This window comes from Pseudomonadota bacterium (genome assembly GCA_039028155.1).
Taxonomy (GTDB): Bacteria; Pseudomonadota; Alphaproteobacteria; order SP197; family SP197; genus JANQGO01.
In genome coordinates this window covers 42,706-62,832 of the sequence record JBCCIS010000030.1, presented here as the reverse complement: position 1 = coordinate 62,832, position 20,127 = coordinate 42,706, and the positions used below count along the sequence as shown (strand labels likewise).

Here is a 20,127-nt window from a genome sequence, read left to right as displayed (position 1 = left end):
TGTCTGGCCGGCCTGGCGACGGCGGAGAACCGTGTTCGTGACCTCGCGCGCCAGTACGGCTACGACACCATCGACCGCACCATCGACCAGGTGCTCGACTATGCGGAGACGCAGGCGCGGCGGGTTATCGAGCATGTGCCCGACGGCACCTATCACTATGCCGACTACATCGAGGCCGACATGGTCGGGCTTGGCTTGGTGCGCATCAAGGTCGCGATGACGATAGACGGCGGCGAGATGCTGCTCGACTTCACCGGCACCGCGCCGCAGGTGCGCGCGGCCCTCAACATCCCGACCTACAGCCATGACGGCCACTGGATGCTGATCACCGGCCTGGTCAACTGGGTCTGCACCCAGGAACCGAACATCGCCTATAACGCCGGTCTGGTGCGGCCGATGAAGGTGCAGATTCCGCGTGGCACGATCTTAAACCCGGAACCGGGCGCGGCCTATGGCGCGCGCTACGCGACATCGCACAAGGTCTGCGACGTCACCGTCGGCGCGCTGGCGCAAGCCGTGCCGGACGAATTGCCGGCGACGGACTCCGGCCAGGGGTCGATCCTGCTCGTCTCGGTGCCGGACTTCCAAACCGGCGGCGACAAGGTCTCCGTCATCCAGCCGATCGTCGGTGGGTCGGGCGGGCGACCGATGGATGACGGTGTCGACGGCACCATGGTGATCCTGAACTTTCTGAAGAACATCCCGACCGAGATCTTCGAGAACGAGATGCCGGAGATCCTGATCCACCACTACGGTCTTCGTGACGACTCAGGAGGCGCCGGCCGTTACCGAGGCGGCACCGGCATCGAGATCGAGTTCGAGACGTCGAGCCCCTACACCAGCATCACGTCGCGCTGCATGGAACGTTACCTCTTCGGGCCGCCGGGCCTCAAAGGCGGGGAGGCCGGCGCGACCGGCTACACACTCTTCAAGCCGCGCGGCGGTGACCAACAGGACATCGGCAAGATCGATGTGCTCAACATGGATCCCGGCGACCGTCTGAAGATCGGCACGCAAGGCGGCGGCGGTTACGGCGATCCCCTGGAGAGGCCGACCGACGCTGTCGCCGACGATGTCGCCAACGGTTTCGTGACGGCCGCCACGGCGCGTGACGCTTATGGCGTTGTGATCGGCGAAGACGGTGCGTCCGACCCTGCAGCGACCGACGCCGCACGCGAGTCGATGCGGAAAGCGCGCGGCTGGACCGAGCCGCCCTTGCACGGTTTCGACGTGGCCCGGCGCGACCATTTGGCGCGATGGCCGAGCGCACTGGAGGACGCGCTGACCGTCGCGGTCGCCGATCTTCCGGTCCAACTCATGCAGTTCATGCATGCCCGTTTGCTTGACGAGATATCCGCCAGGCTTGACCGTGGCGAGGCCGTCAGTCCCGAAGACGTGCTGGCCCTGGCCGGCGAACACCGTGACGCCTTCGAAAGCGGTCACGCGCTGGCGGCGGAATAGACCTTCCGAGAGGTGAAGACATGACGCGGACGCTTCTGGTGCTGCCGGGCGACGGCATCGGCGTTGAGGTGACCGAGCAGGCGATGCGTGTCGTCGACTGGTTCCAGAACCATCGTGGCCTGGATCTGACAATCGAAGAGCGGCTGTTGGGCGGCGCCTGTTACGACGTCCACGGCGTCATGGTCGAAGACGAGACGGTCGTGAAGGCACGCCATGCCGACGCAGTCCTGTGCGGTGCGGTCGGCGGGCCAAAATGGGATTCGTTGGAGCTGGAGGGAGCGCCTGAAGAGAAGGATGGCCTGAGCCGGCTCAGAAAAGAGCTCGATCTCTACGCCAACCTGCGTCCGGCGCGGCCCTACGATGCGCTCAAGAAGAAGTCGCCGTTGAAGCCAGAGATCCTGGACGGCGTCGACCTCATCGTCCTGCGCGAGCTGACCAGCGGTCTCTACTTCGGCCAGCCCCGAGGCATCGAGACGTTATCCAACAACAACGAACGGGGCCTCGACACCCAAGTCTACACGACCGCCGAGATCGAGCGCATGGCGCATGCCGCCTTCGGGCTGGCGCGGGACCGCCGCGGCATTGTGCATTCCGTCGAAAAGTCGAATGTCATGGAGTCAGGGGTCCTGTGGCGGCGTGTCGTCAGCCGTGTTCACGCTGAGGACTACGCTGACATGACTCTGGTCCACATGCTGGCTGACAACTGTGCGTTGCAGCTGGTCGACAACCCCAGGCAGTTCGACGTTCTTGTCACCGACAACATGTTTGGCGATCTGCTGTCCGACATCACCGGCGCGATCCCTGGTGGTCTGGGCATGCTGCCTTCGGCTTCGCTGGGGCCGATGCGCGATGACCATTCGCGCCCGGCGCTCTACGAGCCCGTCCACGGCACGGCACCCGATATCGCCGGCAAGGGCATTGCCAACCCGCTGGCAGCGATCCTCTCGGCTGCCATGATGATGCGCTGGAGTTTTGATCGAGCTGCTGACGCGGATCTCATTGAGCGAGCAGTCGAAGCGGCCCTCGATGGCGGCGCGCGCACGGTCGATCTTGCCGTCGAGGGTGAAACGACAATCGGTACCGGCGCCATGGGTGACGCGGTCTTATGCGAGCTGGATCGCCTCGCCAGTTGACCGCTCGGACGCGTCGTACGGCGGTAACAAGACCGGGATCCGCGGCGATTGAGCGCCTATTCTGTGTTACAGTCGCGTGGTCGCAGGCCGGACCTGCACGTTCTCGGGGTACGGGGGAAGCAGTGTGAAGAGATTGACCCAACCATCACGTTTGGAGCGTTGTTGCCGCGCCGCGTCGCGCGGATTGCGGCAACTGGCCCTCGCCATCGGCTTGGTGTTCGTCGTGTCGGCAACGGCGGCGGCCGAGGACGACTGGGCGTTCCGGGTCTCGCCCTATGCCTGGTACCTCAACATAGACGGCGACTTTACGGTTCAGGAGCTCAACGGCGTGGACGCCAGCAGCACGCTGTTCGAAGACCTGGACGGCGCCTTCATGATCGAGGGCGAGGTGAGCAAGGGGCCTTATGCCCTGTTCGGCGAATTCAACTATATCGATCTCGATCAGTCGGCGAGCGCTGCCGGCGGTTTCTTTGGCGTCGATGTCGAGGTCGAAGGCATCATGACGTCTCTGTCGGCCGGCTACCAGCTTGTCGATACCGGCGCCAGCACGGTCCATGCATTCGCCGGTGTACGGTCCTGGTGGATCGACACGACCGTGAAGTTCCGACGCCTGCAGACGCGCTCCGTCGACAAGACGTGGAACGATCCCATCATCGGTCTGCGCGGCTCGGCGGAGATTGGCGACGGTTTTTTTGTCGACGGTGTCACCGATATCGGCGGCTTCGGCGTCGGCTCGGAATTTCAGTGGGAGGTGATTGGCCGTGGCGGTTACGCGTTCAACGACTATATCGCCGTCGCCGTTGGTTACCGCTACCTAAGGGTCGACTTTGACGAGAACCCGCTTCTTCTGGATGCCGAGTTCAAGGGGCCGTTCGCGGCCGTCGATATCAAGTTCTAGCTGGTATTCCTGCTCAGCTGCCACGCCCCCAACACCGGTAAGGGCACAGGGCAGAGTCGACGCGATGTCTGAGACCCGGGCAACGTCACAGAAGATTTGGCTATGGAGCGCGACTTGGCGATCCGTGACGTCAGGGGTTCGAGGCGTGAGGATCGTCTCCGATTGGCTTTAGGTCGTCGTAGCAAGCGTCCAACTCGATCCCAAAGTGGGTTTTCAACGCATCGATATAGGGGTGACCTGTTTCCAGTTGCGTTGTCGTCAGCTTTCCATCGACACTTTTTGTCAGCCTGTCGTTGAGAAGCGTGATGCCACCACCTTTCACCGGAATTGCCGCGACGCGATCCCTGGCGAAGAACGAGTTAGGCGATGTCGACGTATAGTGATTGCCGTAAGCAATGTCGCCAGCACAAACGTGCTCCAGGTCGAAACTGTAGAGATCATCCCAATCTTCACCGTTCTTCATTTGGAGCATTGTTCCAAAGGACTCCGATTCGATAAGACGGACGGTTTGCCCGTGGGCCGAAACCTCCTGGTCAAAGACAAACGGAACTGGAGCGCGTGGCGTACCGCTGCCGAACCCCACGTCAACGATCCATTGGCGCCCTTCTATGGTGACAAGGGAAATCTGATGACCGCGACCCGAAGGGACGCCTGTCAAATGAACCCGGCCTAGCAAGGCACGCGCGTCGAACCCAAAGACTTGAAGAGCCCTCAATAGCAAGCCGTTCAGTTCGAAGCAGTAACCACCCCGCCTGTTGTGAACGAGTTTGTGGAACAGGTTCTCGGCGCGGAGGTCAATTGCTTTTCCCAACGCAATGTCAAAGTTCTCGAATGGGATGGCGAAATGCTGTGCACGGTGAATGGCTTTAAGAACGTCGAATGTGGGTTCGATTGTCCCAGCGTAGCCGATGCGTTTCAGATAGGCGTTTGTGTCGAACTGCTGGTCATCCATGCATACTGACCTTTCCGTGCCTCATATCTGAGTCCATGACCTAGGTACCGTCACGGCACAGGCGCCAGGCGGCCCATATGCCGCCGAACGCGAGCGGCAGGAATGCCGCGAAAACCCAAAATGCGACGGAGCGAATCGTCTCCAGGCTGGCGTCTTCTGCGAAGCCCGTTGCGTTGGCGACAATGCCGGCGGTCGCCGCGCCAACGGCAAACGCGAAGTGCTGCACCGTGGCCAAGGCGGCCGATGTTCGTTCGCGCTCGCCTTCGGCCGCGGCGGCGACAACGCGACGGATGATGAATCCCCACATCATGCCAAAGCCCATGCCCTGAAAGGCGACGAACGGCAGCAACGCGATCAGCGATCCCGACGGCATGGCGACGGCGAGCCCGGCGATGCCGGTCGCGACGACGATCGCGCCGCCACGAATCAGCCAACCTTCCGCCTTCAAACTCGCGTTCGCGAAGACGATAGCGGCAACACCCCAGGCGATCGATTCAATCGCGATGATAAAACCGGCGGCAAGCGGTGAGATTCCGTAGATCCGTTCGAGAAAGAACGTGCCGTAGGCAATCAGCGACATGGTGCCGCAGCCCAGCAGCAAGACCATCAGAAGACCCGCGCCATAGGGTGTCCTGATCGAAAAAGGATGGGGCGGCAGCATGCCGTTCGAACGCCGCCGCCCGTCGATGACTAGGAAGCCGCCAAGCAGCACGGCCGCACCCGCGACCAGAAGCGGCCCCGAGACCGGATCGGGATGGGCGCCGGCGATGGCAATCAGCAGGACGCCTGCGGCGACCAACAGCAGCCGCAGGCCCGGCACCTTGGAGTCGGCCTCCGCGTTCGTCGTCTCGGCGCGGGGTATGGTGAACAGCACCAGAATGACGAACAGGATCGCCTGGCCGGCAAAGGCCCAATAGGCCAAACGCCATTCGCCCATGTTGGCGAAGACCCCGCCGACAAGCGGGCCGCAGAATGCCGACACACTCCACACGACCGATGTCAGCGCGATCAGCTTCGGCATCAGATGGTTGGGGAACAAACGGTCCAGCGCCACATAGACCAGTGCGACTTGCCAGCCGCCGCCGACCCCTTGAACAAACCGGCCCACCAAGAGCACGGCCATGTCCGGCGCCACGGCCGAGATCGCGCAACCAACCGCGAACAAGCCGCCGGCGGCCAGGAACGAGTTCTTCAAGCCGAAGCGGATGGCCATCAGGCCGGTCGCTGTGCCGACCATGATCGAGCCCAACAAGTAGAGGGTATAGGCCCAGCCGACGAAGGCCGCACCGCCGATCTCAGCGACGGTGGTGGGCAGGGTCGTTGCGACCATCAGGCTGTCGGCGGCGTGCAACCAGACCGCCAGACAGAACGCGATAACGCGGGGTCCGCGACCGCCGCGAAAAATCTCGATCCAGCCTATGGAAGCTTGCGCCGCCTGCGCCATCGATCCTCCCCCGGCCAAGTTGGCCCGGATCCCGCAGGCTATTTATAAAGTTTTTTCTTTCTTTATGTCAATGGCGCAGTCGGCATCAAACCAGGGCGCCGGCCGGCAGAACCATGTTGACGCCGTCGGTGCCTAAGCGGGCGCTGAGGGTGCGCAGTGACGAATAGAATTCGTCGAGCTCGACGTGACAGGTGCGCATGTAACGGTCGCTGCCGACGTCAAACGCGGTGCGGCCATGCTGGACGCGCTGATTGTTGAAGAAGAGCGCCTGGCCGGTCGCGACGGGAATGCGTAGCTGGTTGGCTTCATCGAACAGCATGACCAGAAGTTTCTTGAGCGCGCGGTAGTAGGGCACCATCAACGCGTCGTCGATGTGGAGCGGGCCGACCGCGCGGTCGAGCAAGCGGAAACCGGCGATCTCGCCCTGGTCGTCCAGGCTGTACACCGGCGCCTGCATGCGGAAGTCTCGATCCTGTTTTTCGAGACGGCGATGGAATGTCACGCGCTGATGCGCCAGCAGATCGAACGCCTCGGGGTCCTGGTCACGCAGCGCCTGACCGACGCGGAAGGTGTCGACCAGGATCGATTCACCACCGCGCGCGGCTGCCTTCACGAAATGGAACAGTGTGATCGATGGCGGCGCCTGGCGATAGGGTTCGTCGGTGTGCGGATTAAGGCCGACTTCTGAATCACCATAGACCAGCGGAGTCGGCGTGTAGCGGAAGTCATAGACGCTGCCGTAGTTTGTCACCCGGAGCGGGCCGGCCAGCGCCGCGATGTCTGCGGTCGCTTCCGGATCGGCCGGCACGTCGTTGACCAAGGCAAAGCCATAGTCGCGGAGATTCTCAAGGAATGCGAGACGCGCGACGTCGTCGTCCCGCGCGGTCTTGAAGTCGACCTGCGGCCGATCTGTCGCGATCTCTGAGCCCCAATAGGTCGGCCGCCAGCGCCGCCGCGACCGTTCGGTCTCGGAATAGCAGTTGTCGCGCAGCCATGGGGCGTCATAGCGGCTGATATGTCCGTCGCCTGGCCAGACGATGTGAAGGCCGCCGCCGTCGTCGATCTCAACCGTCTGGGGCATGATGTCATCGGGAATCGCGTCGATGCGCAGTGCCCGCATCGCTGTCTCCGAGGTGCCGCAGATTGGACATGTGCAGTTATGGCGCAGCCAAATGCCGTGAAACCGGCTCTCGTGCCCATCGGCCCAGGCAACGACCAACCGGTCGTCGGCTACACAGGCGTTGGCAATCGTTGTACGGGGGTGACTGTCAATCTTACCCATGACCGAACTTCCTCCGCCTTCGGGAATGGGAAGAGTGAAGCGTTTGAGTTGCCGTGTAAATGCCCCGAAAGTCCGGGTTGATCGGGATGGCTTGGCTCGGCGCAGCCGTTACTAGATAGGTCGCGGACCCGGCACCGGTCGGTCTAGCGGTCCAAAGCGCTTATCCCCTTGCCGTAAAAACCCGATCGTGAGCTAACTGTGTAACTGGGCCGCCAAGCGATCTTGGTCGACGTCGCCCAGCCAACTCCGGGAGCACGCTGAATGAACGACATCCCCACCAAACTGGAGCTGCGCGGTGGGCGTGTGGATGTGGACGCCCGGGAGGCAACAGCCGTCATCGTCGATATCTTCGACCGCCTGGGCTGTTCGCCTGACACCAGCCAAGCCATTGCGGAGCACCTGGTGGATGCCAACCTCTGCGGCATGGAAAGCCATGGTGTTATGCGGGTCATGCAATACGCCGAGCGCATGCGGGATGGCACCATGAAGATCAACGTCCGGCCTGAGGTGCGCACGACGCAGACCGGCGTGACGGTGGTGGACGGCGGCATGGGGAGCGGCATTCCGGCCATGGGCCTTGCTTACGAGACGGCCACCGCGCTGGCCGAGGAGAGTGGCATGGCTGCGGTGTCGGTGCTCAACACCGGCCACACGGGGCGTCATGGCGCCTTTGCAGACGACGCCGCCACCAAGGGTTTCCTCACCATTTGCACGGGCGGTGGCAACCACCGGGTCCACGGCATGGTCGCGCCCCACGGCGGCGCGCGCGGCATGCTGCCGACCAATCCCTGGTGCATCGGCATTCCGGGCGGTGATCAGGGGCCGGTCGTGATGGACTTTGCGACCGGAAGGATCGCCGGTGGCTGGATCTATGCGGCGCGATCCGCCGGCGCCTTGCTGCCCGAGGACTGCGTCATCGACCGCGACGGTAACCCGACGCGCGATCCGGAAGACTACTTCAATGGCGGCGCGATCCTGCCCATGGGCGGGCACAAGGGTTATGCGCTGTCGTTGATGGCCGAGCTGATCGGCGAGGCCATGTTGGGTCCGTCCTCGCCGGAGTGTAACTGGTTCCTGCTCGCCATCGACACACGCAAGTTCAGGCAGCCGGACGCGCTTCAGGCCGCCGCGGAGGAAGTCCTTGCCGACCTGCGGACCTGCCCGCCGGCGCCGGGCTTCGATAGGGTGGAGATACCCGGCGAACGGGAGCGCGAACAGCGGCGCCGGAGCAATGGCGTTATCGCCGTTCCGGAGGAAACCTGGCGACAGGTCCTCGCGCTTTCCGAGGAACTGATACAGGGGTAGGCACGGATGAAGATCACCGACATCAAAACCTATCTGGTTGAGGCTCACCGACGGAACTGGGTCTTTATCGAGGTTGAAACGGATGAGGGCATCACCGGCGTCGGTGAGGCGACCATCGAGCCCTTTGAGCGCACAATGGTCACGCTCGTCGAAGACTACAAACGAACGGTCATCGGCAAGGATCCCCGTGCGATCGAGTACTTGTGGGAGAACCGGTATCGCGGCCAGTTCCTCCGCTCGGACCTGTTGGTCAATGTCGCGCTCAGTGCTATCGAGATCGCGTGCTGGGACATCAAGGGCAAGGCTCTCGGCGTGCCCTGCTACGAGCTTTTCGGCGGGCCAGTACGCGACACGGTGCCGGCCTATGGCAACTACTGGTTCATGAAGACCAGAATGGGCAAGACCAGCGTCGGCGAGTACGCCGAAAGCGCGGCGCGCGCGGTGGAGAACGGGTTTCGCGCCTTGAAGTGGAGTCCATTCGGCTACGCCGCCCATTCCATGACGCCGGAACAGGAACACATCACCGTCGAGTGTGTTCGCCAGGTTCGCGAAGCCGTGGGCCCGGATGTCTGGCTGATGGTCGACGCGCACGGCCGGTTCGACTTGCCCCAGGCGCGACGTCTGGCAAAGCGCTTCGAAGAGCACGATCTCTATTTCTTCGAGGAACCGCTGCCACCGGAAAACCTCGACGCCTTTGTCGAGCTCAAACGCACGACGACCACGCCGATCGCAACCGGCGAGCGCTATGTCGCGCGCCATCAGTTTCGCGAAGTGTTGGAAAAGTACGCGTGCGACTACATTCAACCGGACGCGATCTATACCGGTGGGATGAACGAGTTACGCAAGATCGCGATGATGGCTGAGACATATTACTGCCCGGTGGTGCCGCATAACTGCAATGGACCGGTGTGCACCGCTGCCTCGATTCACGCGGCTGCGTGCATGCCCAACTTCCGGATCCTTGAGTACATCGCCGTGCCGGAGCGCGAGGACGTGCTGATCGAACCGCTGATCATGAAGGACGGCGCCTTTGCCCTGCCGACCAAGCCGGGGCTCGGCGTCGAGCTGAACAAGGATGTGTTCGATCAGTACGTCTACCAGCCTCGGGATCTCGATCACTTCACACCGGCACGCGAGATCGTGCTGTAGCGTCGCATCACGCCCTCGCGCTCACGTCTTGTGCCGTTTTTTCTTGGCGGGGCCTTCGGTTGGCGTCATCGTTTGGTAGTCGAAGGAGGCAGCCTATGAGTGAGCTGATTGAACGTCTCGATCAAGCCCGTCACGGAATGTCAGAGGCCGAATGGGGCGCGCGCTGCGATCTAGCCGCATGTTATCAGCTTGTCGATTTCTATGGTTGGTCGGACCTGTCGGGCACACATATCTCGGCACGCATCCCCGGCACCGAGCATTTTCTGATCAATCCCTATGGCCTGTTGTTCGACCAGATCACCGCGTCGTCGCTGGTCAAGGTCGATCATGAAGGCCGTGTCGTCGGCGACAGCGACTATCCGATCAACCCGGCCGGTTTCTTGATCCACAGCTGCATTCACCGTGCGCGGCCCGATGTGAGCTGTGTGCTGCACACCCACACGCGCGCCGGCAACGCGGTGGCGATGCAGGAAGACGGCCTGCTGCCGTTGTCGCAGAAAGCGCTCATCATCACGGGTTGGACGGCCTATCACGACTATGAAGGCGTGGTGCTGGATGCCGACGAACAGACGCGCCTTGTCGCCAGCCTGGGTGACAAGATGATCCTGATCTTGCGGAACCATGGCCTGCTCACTTGCGGCGAGAGTGTCGGCAGCGCCTTTGTCTGGATGCACCGCATCGAGGCCGCCTGCCGTTATCAGATCGACGGTATGGCCGGCGGCGCGCCATTGCACTATCCCAGTGAGGCCGTGCGGCAGAAGACGATCGAGCAGGGGCTCAAGATCTTCGCGCCGAACGGTCACGCCCGTGTTGGCATGGAGTGGCCGTCATTGATCGCCCAGCTCGAACGCGAGCGCGGCACGGGTTACCGGAGCTAGAGCAGATCCTGTTTTGATGGAATCGCTTCGCGTATGCGTCAAAACAGGTGAATCCGTTCTAGCACCGCCGGTACTTCAGACCGGCTGAACCAGGTAGACACAGGCGATTAGATAGCAGGCCGCGGCCAACGCGGCGCCTGCCGTGCGCACGTGGTTCCAAGATGTCCAGCGCGGCCAATAGGTTGACGTCCAGTATCGCGCTGCCTCTGCCGCCGCGTAGAGTTCTTTGTCGAGCCGCTTGTTCATTGGGACATTGAAGACGATCGTCACCATGAACACGCCGATCAGATAGATCGCGCCGCCCAAAGTCATCCAGGTCAGGGCCGGTCCGTTCGCGCCGATATAGGCGAGGACGATCAGCAACGGTGACAACACCGCCATGCCGATCAGCAGAACCATGAAAACCGATCGATAGACTTCCCGGTTGATGATCTGCATCACCTCGACCCCGGCGGGCGTGTGTGCCCCGTTGAGGGATCGCATGACGAAGTCGGAAAACGTCAGAAAGACGCCTGACACAAGCCCGCACGCGATTGCCGAGACCGCGCAGACGATGAGAAACCAATCCGAAAACATGAGCTTTCTCCAGGTTAGGGTGATGCACCGCCGAACCGCCGTGTCAGTAGGACAGCGCCGGCGTGCGATGCAGATAGGTGTTGTCGGTGAGCTGCCGCAGCATGAAATCGGCGACGTCGGCGCGCGCGATCTTCAGCTTCAGATTTTTCTCTGTTGCCGGAAAACCGTGCTTGTACGTGCCGGTCATCGGCCCATCGATGAATGCGCCGGGGCGCACGATGACCCAGTCGAGGTCGCTTTCTTGGATCACGGCTTCCTGCGCGACGTGGTCGGCATAGGCCGGCCGCAGCAGCAGGCCGAACATGATGCGTTTCCAGAAGAAGGTGAGCAGCGGACGGCTGTCGCCGACGCCAAGCGTCGTCTCGCAGACGAGTCGCCGCGGACCTTCTTCACGCATCGCGTCGACAATGTTCCGCGTTCCCGCCGCGCGCACCGTCCCCTTGCGTCCGGCGCCAAGCGCGATCAACGCGGCGTCATGACCGCGCACCCCCGCCCTGACGTCGTCGGGATCTAGAACGTCGCCCGCCAGACGGGTCAGATGCGGGTGATCATGTGTGAGCGCTTCGGGGTGGCGCGCGAACGCCGTCACATCGTGGCCCTGGTCAAGCGCCTGTTCCACCAGATGCCGTCCAACCGTACCAGTTGCGCCAAAAATGATGAGTTTCATAGGACTTCCTCCTGCTTGACACTGTGTCAATTGACACGATGACAAGTAGGTGCTACTTGACACCATGTCAAGAGAGCAAACGGACACACGCACAAAAATCCTTCAGGCCGCTTTGGAACTCCTGGAGTCGAGCGGCGGCAAGGGCGTTCGGGTCGGTGATATCGCGAAACAGGCGGGCATCAGCCGTCAGGCGCTCTATCTCCACTTCGCGACCAGGGCCGAGTTGCTGATCGCCGTGACGCACTATGTCGACGACATGAAGGACATGGATGCGCGCCTGGCGCCGAGTCGCACCGCCGAAACGGGCGCCGAACGGCTGGACGCCTTCATCGAGGCTTGGTCCGCCTACATTCCCGAGGTCTACGGCGTCGCACGGGCGCTGCTTGCCATGCGCGATACCGACGAGGCTGCCGCCGCAGCCTGGGACAAACGTATGGGGGACATGCGGGAAGGCTGCGAGGCCGCGATCAAGGCACTCGAACGCGATCGGATGTTGTCGCCAGAACACGATCCGGACGGCGCAACCGATATCCTTTGGACCATGCTGTCCGTGCGCAACTGGGAGCAATTGACGATCACCTGCGGATGGACGCAGGGGCGCTATGTCAGCACGCTCAAAACTCTCGCGCGACAGATCTTCGTCGCCAATGACGGCGGCGATTGGGGCGAGACCCCATCGCTGATCCGCGGTTAGGATGGCCGCTACCGAGAACGGGGAGGCGGCGCATGGACTATCCTGACTGGAAAGAGACCCGCGAGGGCATGTGGGCCGCGCATCTGAACTTCCCGATGTTCGACGACGAGACACCGAGCTTCATGGCGCGGCCGATCGCTACGACGAAGGATGATCTTGAAGGCGCCGATGTCGTTGTTATCGGCAGCCCCTATGTTTCGAGTTCGTCGGATGAGTGGGCCGGCATTGGCAAGGAGCACTGGCTCGCCGCGCCGCAGCGGGTGCGCCAGCAATCAATTCGCTATCAGTCGGGCTACGTGCAGGACTTTCGCCTTAACGTGTTCGATCATCTGAATGTCGTCGACTACGGCGACGCCGATATTCCGCCTGAGGCCAATGTCGGCAAGCTCGACCCCGAACTTATCCTCAAGGCCCAGGCCGCCGTCGAGAGCAAGGTGAACGACGCGCTGGATGTCGGCGCTCTGCCGGTTGTCATCGGCCAAAACTCGCCCTGCGGTTCCTACGCTATCGCCAAATGTGTGGCCGAACACACGACCGGCAATGTCGGTGTCGTCAGCCTGGATACCCACTGGGATATCTTCCGTTTGTGTCCACAGACCAAGGACCCGCGTATCGCCGGCGGCTTCTGCTGGCTCTACAAGACGCTGGAGTTCCACGACAATATCCATGCTCGTAATCTGGTCGAGATCGGTCCGCGTGGCATGCTGGAAGCCTCCGACGTGGTCGAGGAGCTGATTGATCGCGGCGCCGCCTTCTATTCCGGCTGGGATGTGCGCCAGCAAGGTGTCGAGGCGGTCTGCAAGGGATTGGATCACGCCTACAACGGCACCCAGGCGGTATACGGTCACTTCGACATGGACGTTCTGGGCGGCGCCGGCCCGGCGCCCGGCGACATCCTCGGCGAACTCGCCGAACCCATCGGCCTGACCGACTACGAGTGCATCCGCATTGCGCATGAACTCGGTCTGCGCGGCGTTGACGGATTCTCTTTCATCTGCATTCCGCCGGGCTCGCCGGTGATGTACCGCGTCATCGTCTATATCATCATGTACCTGCTGGCCGGTAAGGCGATGTCCGTGCGACGCAATGTCTGACCAGTGTCGAAATCGGCGCTGGGTGCGTTGCGCGCCAGTCTAGGTTTGCGGCCTACGCGGGCCGGCGTATCTGAAAACCGGTCTTGGTCTGTTCGAAACCGGCATCGCCATAGAAACGGATCGTCGCCGGATTGGTCGAGCCTGTCAGCAGCATGACCTTGTAGCAGCCGTGACGCCAGGCGGCGGCCGTGGCCGCCTGCAACATCGCTTTGCCATAGCCGCGCTTGCGGTGATCGGGATCGGTCACGACGTTTTCGATAAGACCATAGGGCAAGCCGCCGCGTGTCAGGTTGGGGATGATAACCAGCGCGCAGCTCGCGACAAACGTTCCCTCGACGATACCAAGGAAGATGTCGCTGCCGGCGTAACAGCGGTAGCGATCGAGGATGTCGGCGGCATCCTCGAGTGAAACGGCGCTATCGGTTGGATGGAGCTTACGATAGAGGGCGAGCAACGCCGGTAGGTCGTCGGTCGTGGCGGTTCTGATGTCCATGGGTTAGCTACGGCGCACTAGGCCGTCAGACCACCATCGATAACAAACTCCGCACCGGTGACGAACCGGGATTCGTCGCTAGCCAGATAGACGATCATGTCGGCGACCTCGTGGGCCTCGCCAATGCGACCAACCGGAATCTGCCGTGCCAGCTTGCCCATCACAACATCTGGAGACTTGTGCCGGCTGACCAGCCCTTCGACCATGGGCGTCATGATGAAGGCCGGATGCACGGAGTTACAGCGAATGCCGTAGCCCTCGTTGGCGCAATGAAGCGCGACCGATTTCGTAAGCAGACGAACGGCGCCCTTGCTGGCGTTGTAGGCGCACATGTTGTGCCCGCCGATAAGCCCTGACACCGACGACATGTTGATGATCGAACCGCCTTTGGGTTTCATGGCGATGACGCCATGCTTGCAGCCCAGGAAGGTGCCGTCGGCATTGATCGCCATGACTCGCTTCCAGTCCTCGTAGGTTGTCTCCTCAACGGTTGTCGAGTCGCCGATGCCGGCGCTGTTGAGCAGAATGTCCAATCGGCCGAATCGATCGGTCACGGCCCTGGTGACACTGATCCAGGCGTCTTCGTCGGTGACGTCATGGGTAAGTGCCATACTCTCTGCGGCAAGACCGTTGGCAACGCGCTCGGCGCCGGCAAGATCAAGGTCGCTGAGCGCGACGGTCGCGCCTTCCTCGGAAAAGCGTTCGGCCGTACTCTTGCCGATGCCCGACGCCCCGCCCGTGATCAAGGCGACCTTGCCGTCCAACCGTCCCATAAGTCCTCCCTCGTTCAGTTCTTGGCGCATTGTGACCGAGATGAGGGGTCACGTCAGGACCCTCGTGGCCCGTTCACCAGCGTTGACCCGATATGCAGGATTGTATGGCGAAACGCGGCGACTATGGGGTTAGTCTCCCGGCATGTACTTCGACAAAAGATTGTGGGCCTTCACCTCGGGAATGCGCTGGCGCATCGGGCTTTCCGTGGTGGTCGGTCTGCTTGCCGCGGCGGTGGGCGTCGGACGCCTGGCGTTGCTTGGATGGTTGATCGCCCTGGTTTTCCAGGGTGCCGGCCTTGATGAGCTCATTTTGCCGATCGTCTTGGTCGCGGTCGTCATGGTGCTGCGCGGCGTGCTCGAATACGTGCGCACCATGGTCGCGCACAAGACCGCCGCATTGGCCCAGGCGCGTATCAGAAAGGCGCTCTACGACAAGGCCATTTCGCTTGGACCGGCGTGGTTCGGCCTGGAGCGCACCGGCGACGTCATCCTCTCCGTCGTTGACGGTGTCGAACAGCTTCAGACCTATTTTGGCGAGTTCCTGCCTCAGGTTCTGATCGCGCTGCTGACGCCGATCATCATTTTCTGTTTTGTCGCCTACCTTGACCTGCCGGTTGCCGCCGTGCTGGTCGCCGGTGCGCTTGTCACACTGATCGCGCCGACAATTTTCCACCAGCTGGACTACAAGGCCAGTCTGCGGCGCGCCAAGGCCTATAGCGACTTTGGCGCGGAGTTCCTCGACTCGGTTCAGGGTCTTGCGACTCTCAAGGCTTTCGGCCAGGCCGGAGCGCGCGGGCGCAGGTTGGCCGAGCGCGCACACGTCTTGGCGCGTGGCACGCTTTGGGTCAACGCGACCAATGCGCTTGGTCGCGGTATCACCGATGCCGGCATCGCCATCGCCGCGGCGTTGGCCCTTGGTCTTGGCGCCTACCGCGTGGTCGATGGCTCGATGAGCCTGGAGGCGCTGCTGATCATCCTGATGATGGGTGTCGAGCTGTTCCGCCCCTTGCGCGACCTCAGGGCCCAGCTGCATACCGGCATGCTGGGACAGGCGGCAGCCCAGTCGATCTTCCGCGTGCTGGAGGCCGATCCCGTGGTCAAGGACACCGGCCACGCATCGGCGGACAATCTTGAGCCGGTGGTCGCATTTGACCACGTCACCTTCACCTATCCCGGCAACGACGCGGCGGCGCACGCGGATCTCGACTTTACGGTCGCGCCGGGCGAGCGCGTCGGCATTGTCGGCCCCAGCGGTGCCGGTAAATCGTCGATCGTGCGTCTGCTGTTGCGCTTCTACGATCCACAGTCCGGCCGCATCACCATCGGCGGCACGGACATCCGTGATCTTTCCTTCAACGATCTGCGTTCGCAGTTCGCGGTGGTCAATCAGGACACCTATCTGTTCCACGGCACGGTCGAGGACAACTTGCGTTTCGGCAAGCCGGACGCGACCCACGACGAGCTGGTCGCGGCCGCGCGCGCCGCGAACGCCCACGGTTTCATCGAACGCCTGCCACAGGGTTACGAGACCGTGGTCGGCGAACGCGGCATCAAGCTTTCCGGCGGTCAGCGCCAGCGCATCGCCATTGCGCGTGCTCTGTTGCGCGACGCGCCGATTCTGGTTCTCGACGAAGCGCTCTCGGCCGTCGACGCGGAGAACGAGGCGGTCATCCAGCAGGCGCTGGATCGTTTGATGCAGGGTCGCACCACCCTGATCTTCGCCCATCGCCTGTCCAGCATCATCGATGCCGACCGTATCCTGGTGCTGGACGAGGGCCGGATTGTCGAGGAGGGCCGCCACGACGACCTGATGGCGCGCGGTGGCGCCTATGTCCGGCTGATGGGCGAGCAGGCCGCCGAGCGCGGCGACGACACCTTCGATCGTCCGCCGGAGCCGGAGGTCGCCGCATTGTCAGCCGCCGACACGCGCGATCTGGACACCCACATGGCCCAAGTCGAGCCGACCGACGCCATCCTGCGCGCCCAGGGCCTGGGTTGGGCCGGCGCGGCGCGGGAGCTGTTGCGCTTCGTTACGGTCGAGCGGCTGAAGCTCGCCTTCACCTTTATCTTCGGTGTCACCCGGGTGCTTGCCTTTATCGGTGTCGGCGTACTGTCGGCACTGATCGTCGCTCGTGTGCGGGCTGAACAGCCATTCGACGATCTGCTGGTCTGGCTCGCCATCGCCGCGCCGTTGGCGGGCATTCTGCATTGGCTGGAGTCGTGGTTCGCCCATGATATGGCGTTCAAGCTGCTGGCGGAAATGCGCATCCGCCTGTTCGACAAGCTGGAGAAACTCGCGCCCGCCTATCTTCTGAGGCGGCGCACCGGCGATCTCGCCGCCATGGCGACGCAGGATGTCGAGACGGTCGAGTACTTCTATGCGCACACGGTGGCGCCAGCCTTCGTCGCAGTCCTGGTGCCGACGGCGGTGCTGGTCACGTTGATCGCGTTCGGCTGGGAGCTCGCGCTCTCGCTGGTGCCGTTCCTCGCGATTGTCGTCTTGAGCCCGTTCCTGATGCGCAAGCGTCTCGACAAGCTGGGCTCGCGAGCGCGCGAGTCGCTCGGCGAACTCAACGCTTTCGCCGTCGATTCAATCCAGGGCCTGGCTGAGATCATCGCCTTCCAACAGGCAAGGCGGCGTGGCGACATCTTCGTCGGTCTGATCCACCGGGTGCAGAACCTGCGCCTGTCGTTCTACCGCGACCTCACCGTGCAGGCGGCGCTGCTGGAGGTCGCGACCGGCCTTGGCGGCCTTGCCATCATCGTGACCGGCGCGGTTTTGGTGCGTGGCGGCAATCTCGACGCCAGTCTCCTGCCGCTCCTTACCCTGCTTGCCATGGCGGCCTTCCTGCCGGTCTCCGAGATCGCCCATATCGGTCGCCAGCTTGCCGATACCCTGGGTGCGACGCGCCGGATCTTCGCGGTTGAACACGAAGCCGTGGCGGTCACCGATGGTCCGGGCGTACCGGCGCGAGCCGACAGCGGCGGCGCGGCGCTGACCCTGGACCGCGCGACCTACACCTATGACGGCCGGCGCGAACCGGCGCTCGACGATGTCTCGCTTCAGATGGCCGCCGGCACGACGGTGGCGCTGGTCGGACCATCCGGTGCGGGCAAGACCACGCTGGCGCACCTCTTGGTGCGTTTCTGGGATCCGCAGCAGGGCGCCGTCGCCATGGACGGCCACGACCTCAAGGACTACCAGCTTGATGACCTGCGCCAGCGCGTCGCCCTGGTCGCCCAGGACACTTACCTGTTCAATCAGACTCTGCGCGAGAACATCCTGATCGCGCGCCCTGAGGCGAGCGGCGAGGAACTTGAGGCGGCGGTCGCGCGTGCGTCGCTCGACGAAGTCATCGGCGGTCTGCCGCGCGGTCTCGACACGCCGGTCGGCGAGCGCGGCATGCGCCTTTCCGGCGGCCAACGTCAGCGTGTCGCGATCGCGCGCGCGTTCCTGAAGGACTCGCCCGTCCTGGTGCTCGATGAGGCGACCAGCCATCTCGATGCCGCCAACGAACGCGCGGTGCGCCATGCCCTCGACGAACTCATGCAGGACCGCACCACCGTCGTCATTGCCCATCGCTTGTCGACCGTGCGCCATGCCGATCAGATCGTCGTCATGCAAGACGGCCGCATTGTCGAGCAGGGCCAGCATGACGACCTGGTCGGCAAGTCTGGTCTCTATGCCCGCCTGGTGTCCCGTCAAATGGCCGGCGCCGCCGCGGCGGCGCGCTGAAGATCCATGCGCCGGAAGCGCGCGATCAACAGAAGCGAGACGACGGCAAGCCCAATGCCGGTGCCTATCCAAATGCCGACACCGCCCCAGCCAGCGCCAAAGCCGAGCAGGATCGACGCCGCTAGGCCGATGCCCCAGTAACCGATCACCGCGTAGACCATCGGAACGCGCGTGTCCTTCAAGCCGCGCAGCACGCCGGCGGCGACGGCCTGGGTCGTGTCGAAGATCTGCATGAAAGCGATGACGGCCAGGAACGATAGCGCGATTGGTACCAGCGGGGCGGTCGCCGCGTCCTCCAGGTCGAGAAAACCGTCGACGATCAATGGCGCGCCGAACCAGATAAGGATGGCGGCGGTCAGCGAAGTCGCGAAACCCAGGTAAAGCGCCACCCATCCTGCGCGTCTGACATCGTCATGGCGACCGCTGCCGGCGGCGAGGCCGATCCGGACGCTTGCCGCCTGCGCCAGTCCGAACGGGATCATGAAGGCGACGCCAGCCGTCTGCATGGCGATCGCATGTGCGGCCAGCGTCATCGTGTCGATCAGGCCGGCCATGAAGGTCGTGACCATGAAAAGACCCATCTCCGCCAGGATCGTGAAACCGATAGGCACGCCGATGCGCAGCATCTCGCGCATGATCGTGGGGTCGATCGTCGTGATCCGTGCCCACAGGTGATAGCGGCGAAAGCGGCGGTCGGTCAGAATGTAGCCGAGCAGGGCGAACGCCATGAACGCGTCCGCGATCGATGTTGCGAGACCGGCGCCGGCCAGTTCCAGGCGGGGCGCACCCCAGTTGCCGAACATCAGCGCATAGTTGGCGACGGCGTTGACGCCAATCGCCAGCACGACGACGACCAGCGCGCTGCGTGGCCGGCTGTGGGCAGCGACGAAGTTGCGCAGCACGACGAAGATCATCGCGGTCGGCAGCGCCCAGATGACGGTGCGCAGGTAACCTTCGGCGCGCCGCGCGTTCTCCGGGTCCTGGCCGATCAGGACCAACACGTCGGCACCCCACCATATGCCGACGCCGAACGGCAGCGACAGCGCCAGCACCAGGATGATGCCGCATTGGGTGATCGGCCGCACCTCGCTGAGCCGCCTGGCGCCCAGCGCGTGGGCGATCATCGGCGCGACCGCCGTGCCCAGGCCAGTGCCGAAGAAGAAGAACAGGGCGTTGTAGTTACTGGCGAGCGAGCCCGCCGCCAGATCGTCGGGGCCGAGCCAGCCCATCATGACCACATCGGTCACGGTGATCGCCATCTGCGCCAGGAAGGCAAGCGACAGCGGCGCGGCGAGCGCGATGAGCGCAACGGCTTCGCTGCGCCAGTATCGAGCCGGCATGCCGGCCAAAGTCGTTGAATGTGTCACGTGGGGTTCCGTTCCGTCGTTCGGGGCCTATCGAAGCGGCCCAAGTCCAGCCAAAGTGACGCCCTTAAGGCGTCGGCCGGTCAGTGACGGACGAGACCCGTCATCAGCCGGCGATGCCGGCCGGTCTCGACATGGGATGGAACGGTGGCTTGAACATGGGTTTGCTTTTACGGGCGTTTGCCCGTTGCGGTCAACAGCCGATGCGCGTGTTTATGCCGGTGGATG

Annotated in this window: 17 protein-coding genes; 9 read left to right on the top strand and 8 right to left on the bottom strand. The window is 63.1% G+C overall.

Going from position 1 to position 20,127, the window contains the following annotated elements; genetic code table 11:
* From AAF563_16055 to AAF563_16045, 3 genes are all read left to right on the top strand, one after another.
* Positions 1–1,461: hydantoinase B/oxoprolinase family protein (locus AAF563_16055; GenBank protein ID MEM7122795.1), on the top strand; the 1,461-nt coding region annotated here is incomplete at its 5' end.
* Positions 1,462–1,481: 20 nt separating this feature from the next.
* Positions 1,482–2,594 (top strand): 3-isopropylmalate dehydrogenase, encoded by a 1,113-nt coding sequence (gene leuB, locus AAF563_16050; protein ID MEM7122794.1) that lies wholly within the window; start codon positions 1,482–1,484, stop codon positions 2,592–2,594.
* A 124-nt stretch (positions 2,595–2,718) separates the two neighbouring features.
* Positions 2,719–3,492, top strand: coding sequence for a hypothetical protein (locus tag AAF563_16045; protein ID MEM7122793.1), 774 nt, complete (start codon positions 2,719–2,721; stop codon positions 3,490–3,492).
* A 130-nt stretch (positions 3,493–3,622) separates the two neighbouring features.
* Here the strand turns inward: AAF563_16045 and AAF563_16040 are convergent, their stop codons facing one another.
* The 3 genes from AAF563_16040 to AAF563_16030 all read right to left on the bottom strand — a co-directional run bounded on the left by AAF563_16040 (position 3,623) and on the right by AAF563_16030 (position 7,170).
* Positions 3,623–4,444 carry an arylamine N-acetyltransferase gene (locus tag AAF563_16040; GenBank protein ID MEM7122792.1) on the bottom strand — a complete coding sequence of 274 codons (822 nt, stop codon included), beginning with the start codon at positions 4,442–4,444 and terminating at the stop codon, positions 3,623–3,625.
* A 40-nt stretch (positions 4,445–4,484) separates the two neighbouring features.
* Complete coding sequence (locus AAF563_16035; protein ID MEM7122791.1) at positions 4,485–5,888, bottom strand: MFS transporter; 1,404 nt, start codon at positions 5,886–5,888, stop codon at positions 4,485–4,487.
* A gap of 85 nt (positions 5,889–5,973) precedes the next feature.
* Positions 5,974–7,170, bottom strand: coding sequence for a TauD/TfdA family dioxygenase (locus AAF563_16030; GenBank protein ID MEM7122790.1), 1,197 nt, complete (start codon positions 7,168–7,170; stop codon positions 5,974–5,976).
* A gap of 261 nt (positions 7,171–7,431) precedes the next feature.
* On the opposite strand from AAF563_16030, the gene AAF563_16025 reads away from it, so the two are divergent.
* From AAF563_16025 to AAF563_16015, 3 genes are all read left to right on the top strand, one after another.
* Positions 7,432–8,475 (top strand): Ldh family oxidoreductase, encoded by a 1,044-nt coding sequence (locus AAF563_16025; GenBank protein MEM7122789.1) that lies wholly within the window; start codon positions 7,432–7,434, stop codon positions 8,473–8,475.
* A 6-nt stretch (positions 8,476–8,481) separates the two neighbouring features.
* The gene (locus tag AAF563_16020) at positions 8,482–9,624 is read left to right on the top strand and encodes a mandelate racemase/muconate lactonizing enzyme family protein (protein ID MEM7122788.1); all 1,143 of its coding nucleotides are present in this window, start codon (positions 8,482–8,484) and stop codon (positions 9,622–9,624) included.
* 95 nt (positions 9,625–9,719) lie between these two features.
* Complete coding sequence (locus tag AAF563_16015; protein MEM7122787.1) at positions 9,720–10,502, top strand: class II aldolase/adducin family protein; 783 nt, start codon at positions 9,720–9,722, stop codon at positions 10,500–10,502.
* 75 nt (positions 10,503–10,577) lie between these two features.
* Here AAF563_16015 and AAF563_16010 read toward each other — a convergent pair whose 3' ends face one another.
* Positions 10,578–11,078, bottom strand: a complete 501-nt coding sequence (locus tag AAF563_16010; GenBank protein MEM7122786.1) for an anthrone oxygenase family protein — start codon at positions 11,076–11,078, stop codon at positions 10,578–10,580.
* A 43-nt stretch (positions 11,079–11,121) separates the two neighbouring features.
* Entirely contained in the window at positions 11,122–11,745 is a 624-nt protein-coding gene (locus AAF563_16005; protein ID MEM7122785.1) for an SDR family oxidoreductase, read from the bottom strand.
* Between the two features lie 64 nt (positions 11,746–11,809).
* Here AAF563_16005 and AAF563_16000 point away from each other — a divergent pair, with 64 nt between their 5' ends.
* Together AAF563_16000 and AAF563_15995 are read left to right on the top strand one after the other, a co-directional pair.
* On the top strand, positions 11,810–12,439 hold the full coding sequence (locus AAF563_16000) for a TetR/AcrR family transcriptional regulator (GenBank protein MEM7122784.1): 630 nt from the start codon (positions 11,810–11,812) through the stop codon (positions 12,437–12,439).
* Positions 12,440–12,471: 32 nt separating this feature from the next.
* The gene (locus tag AAF563_15995) at positions 12,472–13,533 is read left to right on the top strand and encodes an arginase family protein (protein MEM7122783.1); all 1,062 of its coding nucleotides are present in this window, start codon (positions 12,472–12,474) and stop codon (positions 13,531–13,533) included.
* 52 nt (positions 13,534–13,585) lie between these two features.
* On the opposite strand, the gene AAF563_15990 is transcribed toward AAF563_15995, so the two are convergent.
* Positions 13,586–14,026 (bottom strand): GNAT family N-acetyltransferase, encoded by a 441-nt coding sequence (locus AAF563_15990; GenBank protein MEM7122782.1) that lies wholly within the window; start codon positions 14,024–14,026, stop codon positions 13,586–13,588.
* A 17-nt stretch (positions 14,027–14,043) separates the two neighbouring features.
* The gene (locus tag AAF563_15985) at positions 14,044–14,799 is read right to left on the bottom strand and encodes a glucose 1-dehydrogenase (GenBank protein ID MEM7122781.1); all 756 of its coding nucleotides are present in this window, start codon (positions 14,797–14,799) and stop codon (positions 14,044–14,046) included.
* Between the two features lie 142 nt (positions 14,800–14,941).
* On the opposite strand from AAF563_15985, the gene cydC reads away from it, so the two are divergent.
* Positions 14,942–18,535 (top strand): thiol reductant ABC exporter subunit CydC, encoded by a 3,594-nt coding sequence (gene cydC / locus AAF563_15980; protein ID MEM7122780.1) that lies wholly within the window; start codon positions 14,942–14,944, stop codon positions 18,533–18,535.
* Here the strand turns inward: cydC and AAF563_15975 are convergent.
* The gene (locus tag AAF563_15975; GenBank protein ID MEM7122779.1) at positions 18,502–19,902 is read right to left on the bottom strand and encodes an MATE family efflux transporter; all 1,401 of its coding nucleotides are present in this window, start codon (positions 19,900–19,902) and stop codon (positions 18,502–18,504) included. The two genes, cydC and AAF563_15975, sit on opposite strands and share 34 nt — an antisense overlap.
* Positions 19,903–20,127 lie beyond the last annotated feature (225 nt).